We start from the raw sequence: 14,276 nt of genomic DNA on the forward strand, positions 1-14,276 counted from the left end.
CATTCCGTCGGTCGCGTGTGGGGCCCGCTGTGAGACTCGCGTGCCGACACCGATGAGCACCCCGAGAGACGAGGAGCTGCCATGGGCTGAACCCACCGAGCAGCGAGCGCCAGCTCACTCCGCCGCGGGAAGGATCGCCTTCTGCGGGGACACCGCGGCGTCCGGGGCCGCGGCCAGGGCGCTGCGCATGCGCCTCGCCGTGCCGAACCCTGCGCCCCTGGCGGCCGCATCCTGATTCACACCTTCGAGCAGCAGACGCTGTGCGAGGCGCACGCGCGCCCTCCTGAGGTAGGCCGACGCGGTGTCACCCGTCGCGGCGAACGCCCGATACAGGTGCGCCCGGGATGCGCCGAGGGCGGCGGCCATCGAGTTCACCGTAGTCGCCTCGTCTGACGCGAATCGGGAGACGTACTTGACGGCCTCGCTGTAGACGTGGGCGAGGTCGGTGCTCGCCGTGCTGAGCGTGCGGAGCTCGGTTTGCGTTGCCAGCGCCCAGACCAGCGCCTCGACGCCCAGCCCGACGCGGGTGAAGGCGGGGTCCTCAGCGCGGAGCCCACCACTGAGGATGGATGCGGAGGCGTCGACGAGCACCTGCAGGTAGGCATCCGACGCCGAGGTCGTTCCGACGTAGTTCTCCGTGAAGGATTGGGGGCGGGGGAAGATCACCAGAAGGCTGCTGACCGGGCCATTCGACGTCTTGCTGACGAGGTCCTCCGGGTTGGCGAACAGCACGCTGCCGGGGGTGAGCGTCTCCAGCGTTCCGGCGATGTCGACTACGACCTCTCCTTCCAGGCAGGCGAGGAGCAGTCTGGCAGCGCCCCCGGCGAAGGCGCTCGGGACTTCGTATCGGAAGGTCGCTGCCGTGTGGCGGTAGCGGCTGAGGGCGAAGGTGTCGTTCTTGAGCACATCGCCGACGACCCTGAAGTCCTGACCGTCCGACTGGAGATGCCATCCCCAGCCCCGCACGGTCTCAACAGCCTCCGGCCCCACCTCGTCGACAGTGAGAGAGATCACCCGGGGGAGTTCCGTCCGCGTCGGCCACTGGCCGTCGCCCGACTCCCTCACGGCAACCTCGGTGTCTGCCTGACTCGTGTGCTCCTGCACCTCACCCACTCCAATCGCTCGATGTCTTCGGGAGAACGCGCTGACAGCGCGTTCCCTGGTGAGACGACACGAGCGCGGTGTTCGTCACACATTCCATTCTGTCGGATGGGTTGGAGAACGGGGTTGCGCGTCTCACCGGATGAAAACACCCGGGCAAGGGGGCTGGAATGCAGCAAACTGCGCGTCACTCGACGACTTCGACTCCACCAGAATCATTTCCGTCGGTGAGCTGAATCAAAGTCGTCCGTGAGTCGATTCAGGATTCATACTCGTAAGAAAACCCAGATCAAGAGCAGTATCAGTCGCGAGTTGGACCGTACAGCGAGGAGGAACTCTCGGCTACCGCCGCGTACGCCGTGCATATGCTCACCGGGCAGATACGAGTTCACTTCGCTAGGTACACGCAATGTGAAATACCACTGGCGCACCACAGCGGACCGCACCTGCGACCCCCTCCCCGACCAAGACCCCCTTCTCACCCCTTCGCCCACGCCATCACGACGCGCGATCGGGCTCCAGATCTTCTTTTCTCACGTATTTCGTGACAAATCATGAAAAGCACACGTCTCACTCGCACGACCCCGCAGCGGGTGCACCCGCACCGCCGGGCATTCACAAGGAGAGCATCATGTCGAACACCACCCCGAACGTCAGCACCTCGTCCAACGACCGCAAGGATCTGCGCCCCGCTCACGCCGCCAACGGCAAGACCACGATCGATGACGGCGTCGTCGCGAAGGTCGCCGGTATCGCGGCCCGCGAAGCACGCGGCGTCTACGACCTCGGTGGCGGCGCGGCTCGCGCGATCGGCGCCATCCGCAATGCCCTGAACGCCAACGACCAGGGTCAGGGCATCAGCGTCGAGGTCGGCGAGAAGCAGGTCGCGGTCGACGTGACCATCGTCGCCGAGTACCCCGTCTCCCTCCAGGACGTCGCCGACGGCGTCCGCGCCGACGTGATCCGCGCCGTCGAGACGATCGTCGGCCTCGAGGTCACCGAAGTCAACGTGACCGTCAACGACGTCCACCTCCCCTCCGAAGACAACGACAAGACGGAAGAAGCGCGAGTCCAGTGAACACCGCATCCCTCACCCGAACCGGCATCCTCATCGGCGCGGTCCTCGCGCTCACCTGGATCATCCTCGGCTTCTGGGCGTTCTTCTTCGTCGCGATCGCGATGATCATCGGCGGCGTCATCGGACGCATCCTCGAAGGCAAGCTCGACGCCAGCGCCATCGTCGACGTCATCCGAGGACGGAACACCTCCTCATGAGCATCGCCGCGACGACACACCACGGCGCGGCGCAGCGAGGCACAACACGACTCACCCCGAAGGCCCTGACTCGTGTCGCGTCAGCTGTCGCCGGTGACGCCCTCGGGGTCGACGCAGGCAGCGTCAGCGTCGACCTCGACGACCACAACGGCAACCTCGCCCTGCGGATCAGCACACCTATTCGTGTGCCCTCCCTCTCTCGCATCCGCTCGCAGGACGCAGCGATCGAACGCAGCGGCGGGCCGATTCTCGATCGAGTCGAAGCCGCGAAGGCCGCGATCCGGGACCGCTTCCAGACGTTGACCGACTCGCACGTCGACCGCGTGATGCTGCGGATCACCGGGCTCGACATCCGAACCGAGGAACGAGTCACATGAGCAACCGCGATTCCCTCTACAAACGGGTCGCTCGGCGCGAGACGCACTCGCCACGTTCGGCGCTCGCGATCGTCCTCGCCGTGCTGCTCATCATCGTCGCGGCCTGGGTCGGCACCGAGGTCGTCCTCGGACTGCTCGCCCTTCCGGCGCTCCTCGTGGCACCGGCTGACATGTTCACCTCCACGCTCGGGGTGCTCGAGCAGCCCGCACAGTACGTCGGCCCCGCCGGCGTGGTCGTGGCCATCATCGGGCTGATCCTGCTCATCGCGGGACTCGCCCCCGGTCGCCGTTCCCGTCACGTCCTGCGGTCGTCGCGGACCGCGACCGTCGCGGACAACGCGGTGATCGCCTCCGCACTGGCCAGGCACGCGGCTCGAGCTGGCCACGTCAGCCCGGACAACGTCACCGTCTCGGTCTCCCACCGCCGCGCCGACGTGCGCCTCACTCCCGCATCCGGGGTGCCGGTCGACGCGGCTTCCATCGAAGCGGCCGTCACCCGGCAGCTCGAGCAGTACGAGCTCACCCCACGCGTCACCGCCAAGGTGCGCGTCGCAGAGAACGGGAAGGTCGGCGCATGAACAGCACGAACCGAGGCCTGAACCGCCTCCTCATCGTCGCCGTCGGCCTGGTCCTGCTCGCGGTCGGAGCAGCTGCGGCACTCGGTGCCTGGCTGCCGGGAGCGAAGGACACCTGGACCCCCATCTCCGAAACCGTCAACACGCAGGTCAGCAGCTGGCTCCAGCAGACACCCTTCCCCGGCACCGACTTCAGCTGGCTGATGATCGCCGTCGTCGCCGCGATCGTGGTGGGCATCATCCTGCCCCTCGCCTTCACGCTGCGCCAGGGCCAGGGGCGCACCGGCACCATCGTCCACGACCGCGCGTCGAAGGCGGGGCCGACTGTCGTGGACGTCAGCGTCGCCAAGGACGCGCTCTCGGACTCGCTCGGCGAACGTGACGAGTTCATCGCGACCAGCGTCTCCGCCTACGAGGTGCGCGGAACCCCGGCGCTGAAAGTCTCGGCGAGCTGTCGGCGAGGGGTCTCCCCGAGGGACGCCGCAGACCTCGTCGAACGCGACCTCCACACCCTCGACGCACTGCTCGGCAGGGAACTGCCGGTGCTCCTCCAACTGAACGGCGGGTTCAGAGCACAGACCCAGAAGCCGACTCGCCTGCAGTAGCCGGACCCCCACCCAACAAGCACGACCCAGCTCCAACCCGAAAGCTCCACCACCATGTTCCTCCGCATCATCACCTTTGCCCTCGGCATCATCACCAAACGACGCAGCGCGAAAAAGCGACAGCAGAAACGCGACGGGAACCGACACTGACCGCCACCCCGCAGATGACCGCACGACGGATTCTGAGGGGCCCGGCCTGGAGCGCACCTGTCGTTGCGGCCGCGGTCGCCCCTACTGCTCCCCCTGAGTACCCCTGTCTCGGCAACTCCACCTCACGCTCGGCGTGGAAGATCGACGCCGGACCGCTCACGGGTGCGTTCGTCGAGGGCTCGGGCACAAACGGCTTCGAGAACTCGACGGGCGTGACCCTGGTCTCCGGGATGGTCGCCGCTGGCACGGCTGCACCTGCGACCTGGAGCGCCAGCTATGCCTTCCCGGTAACCCCTGGCCGCACGTACACCTTCACGTCTCGGGCTTCCGCGACCCGCCGCTCGTCCGACGCGGGGTCGAGCCGCCCCGCGGCGGTCGCCGTGGAAATCGTCGACGGGAGAGGGACGACGATCGAATCCCTTGCGGTGCTCTCCACGGCATCCACCGACCCTGCGTCGGCACAGACGCTCCCGGTCACGCACAGCGCAGACCCGGCGATGACCCCGATCACGTTCGCCCACCACTCCGGAAGCACGGCTGGAATGGTCACACTACGACTGCTCTTCTCGAAGGCGATCGCTCCGGGCGGCCTGACGGCGAACGACGACCTCAGATTCGAGCTCCCCACCGTCACCTGCACGTTCCCGCCCGCCTGAGATGGTCGGTAGGGGGGGCTGACTACTGCCCTTGCTCAGCTTCTTCGACGGCCTTGAGCAGGCGTGCGCGCTCCTTGTCGATCCACTGCTTCCCTGAATACGACTGCCCGAACGTCTCGGCGAAGTCGACCGGGTCGCTGCCCACGATGTCGCGGACGGGCACGTCATCGGCCACGGCGCGCTCCCAGAGGTCGGCGAGGTCAGCGTTCATGCGCACCATCGACTCGCCATCGACGATGCCGCTGGAGTACATGAGGTAGCGCTGGACGGCCTTCGCGACCCCGCCGTAGGGCTCCGGCAGCGCATCCAGCCGGGCCTGTGCCTCCTTGTACTGCTTCTTCTCCTCGAATGAGCCCGTGAGCGATTCGATCCATTTGGCGGCCATGTCAGTTGCCTCTCTCGTTGTCTGTGCTGGTTTCAGCGGATGGTGCGGTGATGGTGCCTCGGAGCTGCTCGAGGCGTTCGACGAGGAAGCCCCACGTGCGCCAGAACTCGGCGAGGTACTCGGTGCCCGCGGCGTTGATCGTGTAGACCTTCCTCGGCGGGCCTTTCTCGGACGGGACCTTCTCGACGTCGACGAAGCCCTTCTGCTCGATGCGCACGAGGAGCGCGTAGACCGTTCCCTCGGCGATGTCGACGAAGCCCTGCTCGCGGAGCCAGCTCGTGATCTCGTACCCGTAGGCGGAGCGCTTCGCGAGGATCGCGAGCACAATGCCCTCGAGCGTGCCCTTGAGCATCTCGGATGCCTACTTCCCCATCGGCCACCTTCTCTACTCAGTAACGATGAATACCGGTATGAAGTAACACCGAGTACCGGTACTTAGCATCAAAGATAAGTGACTATCTGGCAACACTCAGAGCCATCCGGAATGCACAGCTTCGCCGACATTCACCGATGTATCGTCGGGTGTCGTCAGGTATCGCCAATCCGCGCATCCACCCGGTCGACACGATCGCCACCGGATGCTCGGCACTCGAAAGGAATGCACATGGTCGCTCAGCACACCCCAGGCGGACTCGGCTTCGGCCTCCGCGAAGCCGTCGACGAGATCCGCGAGACCTTCGCCTCACGGCCGACCACTGCTCGAGCCGGCCGCGGAGATGTCAGGACCGCCCTCCTCGTCGCGCTCCTCGAGGGCCCACAGCACGGCTACCAGCTGATCCAGGCCATCGAAGCCCGCACGAGTGGCGCTTGGAAGCCGAGCCCCGGCTCGGTCTACCCCACGCTCCAGCTGCTCTCCGACGAGGGCCTCGTCGTGCCCGAGGTCACCGGCGAGCGCAAGGTCTACGCACTCACCGAAGAAGGCCGCGCCGTCGCAGTGGATGCCTCAGCCGGGGAGCTCCCCTGGGAGTCGCCCGCCGCCCGCCGCGCCGAGCGCGCAGCGACCCTCCCGAAGGCCGGCGCTCGCCTCGCCCAGGCCGTCGTCCAGGTGCAGAGCAGCGCCACCCCCGATCAGGCTGAACGGGCCGCAGCGCTGCTCGACGAGACACGGCGCAAGCTGTACTCGATCCTCGCCGAGGACTGAACGTGACCGATGGCCCCGGCCTCACGGAAGAGCTGGCCGCCGAGAGCAGACTGACCGCAGCCGCGGCGCAGGCGCGAGCCGTCACCCGGCCCGGCGCCGTCCGCAGCAGCGATACGAAGCTCTCGGCGGAAGGCCGTGCCAGGTACCGCAGGATCGTGCGGTTCGCGCAGCGTGCGATGGTGCAGATCTGGTGGTTCGAGATCTTCCTGCCGCGCATCCGCCTCGGGAAGCTCGCGGAACGCGGACGGACGGCGCGCATGCAGCGCCTCGCCCGCCGCTTCCACGCCCTTGCGGTCGAACTCGGCGGGCTCATGATCAAGGTGGGCCAGTTCCTGTCGTCGCGCCTCGACGTGCTGCCACCTGAGATCACCGCGGAGCTCGAGGGGCTGCAGGATGAGGTGCCCGCGGTCGCGTTCCCGGCCATCCGCGCACAGGCCGAGGCTGAGCTCGGCATGCCGCTCGGGCAGGCCTACGCGAGCTTCGACGAGACTCCGATCGCCGCCGCCTCCTTCGGGCAGGCGCACCGGGCTGTACTCACCCCCGCGCTCGCCGAAGAAACCGGCTACTCCAACGTCGTCGTGAAGGTGCAGCGGCCCGGCATCGAGGACCTCGTGGAGACCGACCTTCGCGCACTGCGCCGCGTCGGCCAGCTCCTCAAGCGAGTCGAGCTCGTCTCCAAGCGTGCAGACGCCCCCGCCCTCGTCGAGGAATTCGCCGCGACGAGCCTCGAGGAGATCGACTACATCCACGAGGGCACAAGCGCCGAGCGATTCGCCGCCGACTTCGAGACCGACCCCCGTGTGGGGGCCGCCCAGGTCGTGTGGGAGCGCACCGCGTCGCGCATCCTCACCCTCTCCGACGTCACCGCGATCAAGATCACCGATGTGGATGCCCTGCGTGCGGCGGGCATCGACCCTGTCGAGGTCGCCAACGAACTGGCGAGGGCCACGTTCCAGCAGCTGTTCGTCGCCGGGTTCTTCCACGCCGACCCGCATCCCGGCAACATTTTCGTCACCCCCTTGGCCACACCGAGGCTGCCCGCCCCGACGAACGTCGATGCCGAAGGCGGCCCCGAGACGCCCGCGCCTGTCACGTGGGAGCTGACCTACATCGACTTCGGCATGATGGGCGTCATCTCCGACACCCTCCGGGCGAGCCTCCGCCAGCTGATCTTCGCGATCGTCTCTCGCGACGGACCAGGGCTCGTGCGGTCGATGCGCAGCGTCGGCGTGCTCCTCCCTGCCGGTGACACCATCGAGCTCGAGCAGGCGATGACCGAGCTCTTCGGGCGCTTCGGAGGGATGGGCGTCGCCGAGCTGCAACGCGTCGACCCTGCCGAGCTCGGCGACTTCGCCGACCGATTCCGCGACACCATCCGCGAGATGCCGTTCCAGCTGCCCGAGAACTTCCTGCTCATCATCCGAGCGATCTCGCTGGTCTCCGGCGTGACCTCGGCGCTCGACAAGGACTTCAACATGTGGGAGGCGGTCGACCCGTTCGCCCGCACCCTCACCCGCGACGAAGGCGGCAACACGGCGCAGGCCGTCGCCAAGCAGGCGATCTCCGCGCTGACGACCGCAGTCGCCCTCCCCGGTCGACTCGATGCGCTCACCACTCGCCTCGAGGCCGGCCAGCTCAAGGTGCAGACGCCCAGCGTCGACCGGCATATGCGCTCACTCGAGCGGATGCTGCGCGGGGTCGTCTCGGCGATCGTGTTCGCCGCCCTGCTCATCGCCGGTGTGCTCCTGCTGCCGCAGCTCGCCCCACTCGGGATCGTGCTCATGAGCGTCTCGGTCGTGCCGTTGCTGCTCGCCGCAGGAGCGGTCTTCGGTCGGCGTCGGGGCTAGACCGCGAGCTTGCCGCTCTTCGACAGCTCAGGGTCGGTGCACGAGGAGAGGTCGAAGCAGCACGGGCGGCGCTTGCCCGCCTCGAGCTTCGAGAGGCCGACCTCGACGCGACGCAGACGCGTCTGCGGGTTGCGGGTCGCGTTGATCCATCGCACCCACTCCCACCTCGCCATCGGCGTGATGTCGTGCCAGGTGGCGGCAGATTCGGGTGCCTCCTCGAGCGCAGCGGCGAAGTCCTCGGGAACGGCCGGCTCTGGCCAGTCGCCTCGAGGTCGCAGCTCGACCGCCACGACCTCGCCGGCCTCGGCACCCGCACCCAGCGCGGCCGCGGCGTCCAGCCAGTGGCCGCGGAGCCCGTCGGGTTCGATGACGGAGTCGAAGGGTCTTGCCACCTCCGCGCCATCCGGCCGAATCGAACCGGTCACGGCCACCTGACCGCGGGACGGCAGCATCCTGCTCGCGTCGTCCGGGAACCGGACGATGAGCCGCTCGCCCGCCGCGCCGACGACCGGGGCGGCGATGACGCGTGCCTCGAATCGCACGGCGTCGGTGTCTGGTGCCGCGCTCTCCTCGACGTGAGCGCTCTTCGTGTCAGCCATGAGGAGATCGTACGACCCGGCGCCTCGTGCAGGCGATGTGCGGACCCATCTGCGCGCAGCAGCTCGAGAACGGCGCTACGAGCGGCGGCGGATGGCAGCCTCCTTGCGCTGCGTCTCGATCGCCGCGATGAGCGTTCGTGCGTCGTGCGCACCGCTGTGGCGCGTCTCGCCGAGGAAGAACGTCGGAGTGCCGCGCGCCCCGCTGTCGATGGCGCTCTGCATGTCGTCGCGGATGCGCCTCGGCAGCTCGTCGTCGAGCATGTCGAGGTCGAACCGGTCGAGGTCGAGCCCGATCTCCTCCGCGTAGCCACGCAGGTACTGCACGTCGAGACGCTCCTGGTTGGCGAAGAGCAGGTTGTGCATCTCCCAGAACTTCCCCTGGTTCGCGGCAGCCTCAGCGGCGATCGCGGCCTGGAAGGCGTGCGGGTGGTACTCCTCGAGCGGCAGGTGGCGCACCACGTAGCGCGCCCCGCCGTCAGTGAAGTACTCGCCGAGGTCCTGCCACATGCCGGTCGCTCGCGCGCAGAACGGGCATTCGAAGTCGAGGTACTCGACGATCGTGACCGGCGCGTCCGGGTCGCCGAGGAGGTGGTCGCGCTCGGGGTCGACGGGACGAGACAGTTTCGTCGGCAGGTCCGCCGTCGTCTCGTTCATCTTGACGCGCGCGAACGTGAAGGTGAGCCAACCAAGCAGCCAGGACAGCACCATGGCGATGAAGACGCCCACGATGGCCTGCCCGGCGACCTCGCCCTCGAGCGCCAGCGAGATGATGAGCAGCGACATCGTGAAGCCGATGCCGCTGAGCGCGGCGCCGCCGAAGACGCTGCCCATGCCGACGCCCTGCGGGAGGGTGCCGAGGCCGGCACGCACGGCGATCCAGCTGCCGAGGGCGATGCCGCCGAACTTGCCGAGGACAAGGCCTGCGACGACACCCCACGTGACCGGGGAGGTGAGCGCGTCGCCGAGCATCCCGCCCCGCAGGTCGACCCCCGCGTTCGCGAGCGCGAAGATCGGCACGATGAAGAGCGCAACGGGGCTGAGCAGCACCTCGTGGAGCCGTTCGTTGACGGAGATCGACTTGGCGAGGCCGAGCCGCACGTTGCGGGCAGCATCGGCGCGGGGTGACTGCCAGAAGTCGCGGAAGAGCCGCTTCGCCCGCACCACGTCCTCCCGGTCTGGGTCAGAGGCCGGGATGAGCAGCCCAGCGGCCATTCCAGCGAGCGACGGATGCACACCGGAGAGCAGCGTCGCGGCCCACAGGACGACGATCACGACGATGTACGGACTGCTGCGCCACTCGTTCGCGCGGGCAAGGAGGAATAGGAGGACGAGGCAGACCACGGCGATGCCGAGGGGCATCCACTGCACGGACTCCGTGTAGACGATGCCGATGATGGCGACGGCGAGGAAGTCGTCGACGACGGTGAGGGTCAGCAGGAAGACGCGCAGCTGGCTCGACATCTTCGGACCGACCAGCGCAAGCGCGCCCAGGAGGAACGCCGTGTCCGTGCCGATGACGGCTCCCCACGCTTCCGGGGCGTCGCGCCCGGCGATGGCGAGGTAGATGAGCGCAGGGAGAGCGACTCCGGCGAGGCCCGCGACGATGGGCACAAGAGCCTGGCGCCGGTCACGCAACGAGCCGACCGCGAGCTCTTGTCGCACCTCGAGCCCGATGAGGAAGAAGAAGATGACCATGAAGCCGTCGTTCACCCAGTGGTGGAGGCTCATGTCGATGCGGAAGTCGCCGATGCCGATGGCGGCGTGGGTCTCCCACAGCTGCACGTACGACTCAGACCAGGGCGAGTTCGCCCAGAGCAGCGCGAACACCGCGACGCCGACGAGCAGGAGGGCGCTTCCCGACTCGGTGCGCAGACGGTCCGCGACGAGACGGACCCAATCCTGTTTCTGCTGGCCCAATGGCTTCCCCTCCACGACGGCGGGGTCTGTGCTCAGACTTCTCGCCGGATGGAAGCATACGTCCCAGCGGAGACGCGCGGGGTCGTCAGGCAGGTCCTGTCAATCCCTCCTTGGCGTCAAGGTCGACTGCCTCAGGTGTGGCGCGCGAATGCGAACGCGTCGAGCCAGGCATGCACGTCTGGCCAGTGCGGCGCATCCGGCGCGATCGCGGCGCGATGCTCAAGGGCCGCGGGCTCGATGAGCTCGACGTCGGAGCCAGCCTGCCTGGCGGCGGCAATGTAGGCGCGGGTGTGCTCGACCGGCACACGCTCGTCGTCGGCTCCGTGCACAAGCAGCGCCCGTGCCCGCAGAGGCAAGTGCTCGATCGGTGACGCCGACGCGTAGACCTCCGGGGCCTGGGCAGGCGCCACGCGGAAGAACTCCGAGACGGCTCCGTCGCCGTTGCCCTCTTCGTAGCCGCGCGCGAGGTCAGTGACGGGAGCGAGCGCCACAACCGCGTCGCCTGGTTCTCCGCCGAGCAGCGCGAGCTGACCGCCAACCGAGTGCCCGACGATCACGAGCCGCGCATCCAGCGTCAACCGGGACGCCTCGCTGCGCGCCGCCGAGAGGCCACGCGACAGGTCCCCGCACGTCGCCGACCATCCATCGTCGCCCCGCCGGTACTCGAGATTCGCCACGGACCAGCCGCGTCGGGTGAACTCCGGCACCAGCGGGAGCATGAGCTCGTCGGTGAACTGCGATCGCCAATATCCACCGTGGATGAGCACGGCGAGCCCGCGCACGGACCCGGAAGCCGCCCAGAACGTCAGATGCTGATCTGCGTCCGACCCGTATGTCTCGCGCCTCGCCTCAGGGTCGCCCGGCATGCCCCGGACGCTCGCATCCGTCACGTACGCCGCCTCACGCGCCTTCCACGGCACCCTCTGGCAGGAAGTCGACGCCGTTCAGGGCTGAGAGACGCACGACCTCGGCCGGGTCGGTCACGTTGTGCAGCAGGCTGAAGAGGTTCGCCAGCTGGCCGCCTGGGCTCACCCAGAAGAGCGACTTCGCTGCCTCGTCCTGCTTGTTGTAGTAAGCGTGCGGGATACCCTTCGGCATCTGCACGAGGTCGCCCGGGCCGGCCGTGGTCCACTGGCCGTCGAGGTAAAGGGTGTAGACCCCCTCGAACACGTAGATGAACTCGTCCTGGGTGGGGTGCACGTGCGGCGGCACCCCGGTTCCCGCCGGGTCGAGCGAGAGCCATGAGTAGGTCGAGGCGCTCTCTGCCTTCGTGATGTAGGTGTGGCCGAGCACATTCCAGACACGGCCGGCCACGGCCTCGTCGGCTCGGACGATACCTGCGGGCAGGTCGCCCAGAACGATCTCTTCAGAACTCACCATTGGGTTCCTCCAGTTGGGGTCGGTGCGCTCAGTCTGGCAGATGCCTCGCCGCCTCGGCGATCGCGTTCGGGCTACTTGCTGGCCTGCTGGCGGATCGCGAGGATGCCGGTCGTCCAGGCCGTGGCGATCGCGGCGCACCCGCTGCTGCCGGCGATGATCATGGGCGCAGAGCTGGCCATGACCCCGGCAACCAGCATGAGGAGCACCGCGAGCAGCAGAACGCTCATCGCGATCGTGAGGATGCGTATCGATCGGCGCTGCTTCATGCTGACCGGCTGCGTCGCGTCTGCGTTCATGTTCTCTCCCTTGTCCTTGTCACCGCGAGTGGGTGCTGCATTCAAGGTACGAAGCACAGGAGCCCCGGCGCTTCGGCCGCGGGGCTGAACTCGATGGCCGGAGGGATGAGACCGACTAGCTCGTGGTGCGGATACAAGCTTCGCGCTCCATCCGCTTCTCGTGCCGCTCGCGTCCCTTGACCGCCTCCGCCTCGCGATTCTCCGGCCGCGCGTTGGTGACGAGGTCGTCGAGGAGGCGCGGCCGCATTCGCCTACTGCCCCGTCGCGTAGCCGGGCGCCATGTCCATGAAGCGAGAGAAGTGCCCCTGGAAGGTGACCGTGATCGTGTCGGTCGGGCCGTTGCGGTGCTTGGCGAGGATGAAGTCGGCCTCACCGCCGCGCGGGCTCTCCCGGTCGTACGCACCTTCGCGGTGGAGCAGGATGATCATGTCGGCGTCCTGCTCAAGCGATCCGGACTCACGGAGGTCGCTCGCCGCCGGACGCTTGTCGGCACGCTGCTCGGGACCACGGTTCAGCTGCGACAGCGCGATGACGGGAACGTCGAGCTCCTTCGCGAGCAGCTTCAGCGCACGCGAGAACTCCGACACCTCCTGCTGGCGGCTCTCGACGCGCTTGCCGCTTGTCATGAGCTGCAGGTAGTCGATGACGACGAGCGACAGCCCGACCTTCTGCTTGAGCCTGCGGCACTTCGCGCGGATCTCGACGAGCGTCATATTCGGGCTGTCGTCGATGTAGAGCGGGGCGTCGGAGATGTCCCCCTGCGTGCGGGCGATCTGCGTCAGATCTTCCTGCGTGAGACCGCCAGCACGCATGTGCTGCAGTCGCACGCTCGCCTCTGCCGAGATCAGGCGCATGGCGATCTCGCTCTTGCCCATCTCGAGGCTGAAGAAGATCGAGGCCTTGCCGTGCGTGATGGATGCGGAGCGTGCGAAGTCGAGCGCCACCGTCGACTTTCCGAGACCGGGGCGGGCGGCGACGATGATGAGCTGGCCACCGTGGAAGCCGTTCGTGATGCGATCGAGGTCGCTGAACCCGGTCGGCACTCCGGTCATGCCGCCGGATTTGTTCTGCGCGGCGTCGATGTCGTTCTGGGCCTCGAGGATGGCCTCAGCCAGGACGACGTAGTCCTCCTTCTCGACAGCCCCGGTGACGCCGTAGATCTCTGCCTGGGCCTGGTTGACGAGGTCGACGACCTCACCTTCCGCGAGGTAGCCCATCTGCACGATGCGGGTGCCGGCCTCGACCAGGCGCCGCAGGACGGCGCGCTCCGAGACGATCGCCGCGTAGTAGCCGGCGTTCGCTGCTGTCGGCACGATGCCGGCCAGCGTGTGCAGGTACTCGGCACCGCCGGCGCGCGAGAGCTCACCCGACTTCGTGAGGTGGTCGGTGACGGTGATGACATCCGTGGGCTCACCGGCGGCGTAGAGCGCGTGGATGGAGTCGAAGATGATCTCGTGCTTCGGCACGTAGAAGTCGATGCCGCGCACGGCCTCGACGACGTCGGCGACCGCGTCCTTCGAGAGGAGCATGCCGCCGATGGCGGACTGCTCGGCGAGCAGGTCGTGGGGAGGCGTGCGAACCCCGTCGTGCGTCTCCCGCTCACCCTGAGATGAGGAACCGAGATGCGCGATCGACACGGATGCTCCTGACTTCGCTCGAATGCCGGTGAGAGATTTGACCACAGTAGTCCCCAGCTCCCCAGCCGAGCGAACCATCACCGGCGTGCCTGTGGATAACTCTGTGTGTAACTGTGGAGACGCGCCGGACGATGTGTGGAAACTTTGTGGATAACACCGGGGATTATCCGAGAGGCTCAGGCAAGAAATCCACTCTCACCTGGGTTTTAAGTTTCAGATCTCGCTGTGCACAACCGGTGTGAAGCATCCATTGAAGGTTGAAACCTGCAAGCGGGACTGTGCATAACATCCGCCCGCTTCCCCACGCAAACCGGGGATATCCGGGCGTTTTCCAC

Annotated in this window: 18 protein-coding genes; 8 read left to right on the plus strand and 10 right to left on the minus strand. The window is 67.5% G+C overall.

Annotated elements, in window-relative coordinates; translation table 11 throughout:
* Positions 1–114 precede the first annotated feature (114 nt).
* A complete protein-coding gene (locus tag C5E10_RS00125; protein ID WP_146080101.1) occupies positions 115–1,014 on the minus strand; it encodes a helix-turn-helix domain-containing protein in 900 nt (299 codons plus the stop codon).
* A 718-nt stretch (positions 1,015–1,732) separates the two neighbouring features.
* Here C5E10_RS00125 and C5E10_RS00130 point away from each other — a divergent pair.
* The 6 genes from C5E10_RS00130 (at position 1,733) to C5E10_RS00155 (ending at position 4,739) form a co-directional block, all read left to right on the plus strand.
* Positions 1,733–2,179 carry an Asp23/Gls24 family envelope stress response protein gene (locus C5E10_RS00130; RefSeq protein ID WP_104329909.1) on the plus strand — a complete coding sequence of 149 codons (447 nt, stop codon included), beginning with the start codon at positions 1,733–1,735 and terminating at the stop codon, positions 2,177–2,179.
* Positions 2,176–2,376 (plus strand): DUF2273 domain-containing protein, encoded by a 201-nt coding sequence (locus tag C5E10_RS00135; protein ID WP_104329910.1) that lies wholly within the window; start codon positions 2,176–2,178, stop codon positions 2,374–2,376. Before C5E10_RS00130 ends, C5E10_RS00135 begins: the two co-directional genes overlap by 4 nt.
* A complete protein-coding gene (locus C5E10_RS00140; RefSeq protein WP_104329911.1) occupies positions 2,373–2,753 on the plus strand; it encodes a hypothetical protein in 381 nt (126 codons plus the stop codon). The genes C5E10_RS00135 and C5E10_RS00140 overlap by 4 nt, the downstream gene beginning before the upstream one ends.
* Positions 2,750–3,331, plus strand: coding sequence for a DUF6286 domain-containing protein (locus C5E10_RS00145; protein ID WP_104329912.1), 582 nt, complete (start codon positions 2,750–2,752; stop codon positions 3,329–3,331). The genes C5E10_RS00140 and C5E10_RS00145 overlap by 4 nt, the downstream gene beginning before the upstream one ends.
* Positions 3,328–3,933: a hypothetical protein gene (locus C5E10_RS00150; protein WP_104329913.1), complete on the plus strand. Its 606-nt coding sequence runs from the start codon at positions 3,328–3,330 to the stop codon at positions 3,931–3,933. The genes C5E10_RS00145 and C5E10_RS00150 overlap by 4 nt, the downstream gene beginning before the upstream one ends.
* A gap of 164 nt (positions 3,934–4,097) precedes the next feature.
* On the plus strand, positions 4,098–4,739 hold the full coding sequence (locus C5E10_RS00155; RefSeq protein WP_104329914.1) for a hypothetical protein: 642 nt from the start codon (positions 4,098–4,100) through the stop codon (positions 4,737–4,739).
* Between the two features lie 22 nt (positions 4,740–4,761).
* On the opposite strand, the gene C5E10_RS00160 is transcribed toward C5E10_RS00155, so the two are convergent.
* On the minus strand, positions 4,762–5,124 hold the full coding sequence (locus C5E10_RS00160) for a DUF1048 domain-containing protein (RefSeq protein WP_104329915.1): 363 nt from the start codon (positions 5,122–5,124) through the stop codon (positions 4,762–4,764).
* Between the two features lies 1 nt (position 5,125).
* Positions 5,126–5,476, minus strand: a complete 351-nt coding sequence (locus tag C5E10_RS00165) for a PadR family transcriptional regulator (RefSeq protein ID WP_104329916.1) — start codon at positions 5,474–5,476, stop codon at positions 5,126–5,128.
* A gap of 252 nt (positions 5,477–5,728) precedes the next feature.
* Between C5E10_RS00165 and C5E10_RS00170 the strand changes: the two genes are divergently transcribed.
* Entirely contained in the window at positions 5,729–6,265 is a 537-nt protein-coding gene (locus tag C5E10_RS00170; RefSeq protein ID WP_228496668.1) for a PadR family transcriptional regulator, read from the plus strand.
* Between the two features lie 176 nt (positions 6,266–6,441).
* A complete protein-coding gene (locus tag C5E10_RS00175) occupies positions 6,442–8,112 on the plus strand; it encodes an AarF/ABC1/UbiB kinase family protein (protein WP_104329983.1) in 1,671 nt (556 codons plus the stop codon).
* On the opposite strand, the gene C5E10_RS00180 is transcribed toward C5E10_RS00175, so the two are convergent.
* From C5E10_RS00180 to dnaB, 7 genes are all read right to left on the minus strand, one after another.
* A complete protein-coding gene (locus C5E10_RS00180) occupies positions 8,109–8,711 on the minus strand; it encodes a YdeI/OmpD-associated family protein (protein ID WP_104329917.1) in 603 nt (200 codons plus the stop codon). The genes C5E10_RS00175 and C5E10_RS00180 overlap by 4 nt on opposite strands.
* Before the next feature lie 75 nt (positions 8,712–8,786).
* Positions 8,787–10,628 (minus strand): Na+/H+ antiporter NhaA, encoded by a 1,842-nt coding sequence (gene nhaA, locus C5E10_RS00185; RefSeq protein ID WP_258070933.1) that lies wholly within the window; start codon positions 10,626–10,628, stop codon positions 8,787–8,789.
* Positions 10,629–10,759: 131 nt separating this feature from the next.
* Positions 10,760–11,518 (minus strand): S9 family peptidase, encoded by a 759-nt coding sequence (locus tag C5E10_RS00190; RefSeq protein WP_146080102.1) that lies wholly within the window; start codon positions 11,516–11,518, stop codon positions 10,760–10,762.
* A gap of 10 nt (positions 11,519–11,528) precedes the next feature.
* Entirely contained in the window at positions 11,529–12,008 is a 480-nt protein-coding gene (locus tag C5E10_RS00195; RefSeq protein WP_181062565.1) for a cupin domain-containing protein, read from the minus strand.
* Positions 12,009–12,079: 71 nt separating this feature from the next.
* Positions 12,080–12,304 (minus strand): hypothetical protein, encoded by a 225-nt coding sequence (locus tag C5E10_RS00200; protein WP_104329920.1) that lies wholly within the window; start codon positions 12,302–12,304, stop codon positions 12,080–12,082.
* 115 nt (positions 12,305–12,419) lie between these two features.
* Positions 12,420–12,551 carry a hypothetical protein gene (locus C5E10_RS19335; RefSeq protein ID WP_258070934.1) on the minus strand — a complete coding sequence of 44 codons (132 nt, stop codon included), beginning with the start codon at positions 12,549–12,551 and terminating at the stop codon, positions 12,420–12,422.
* Positions 12,552–12,555: 4 nt separating this feature from the next.
* Positions 12,556–13,941 carry a replicative DNA helicase gene (dnaB, locus tag C5E10_RS00205; RefSeq protein ID WP_104243995.1) on the minus strand — a complete coding sequence of 462 codons (1,386 nt, stop codon included), beginning with the start codon at positions 13,939–13,941 and terminating at the stop codon, positions 12,556–12,558.
* Positions 13,942–14,276: the final 335 nt, after the last annotated feature.

The organism is Pseudoclavibacter sp. RFBG4 (assembly GCF_002931515.1).
Taxonomy (GTDB): Bacteria; Actinomycetota; Actinomycetes; order Actinomycetales; family Microbacteriaceae; genus Pseudoclavibacter.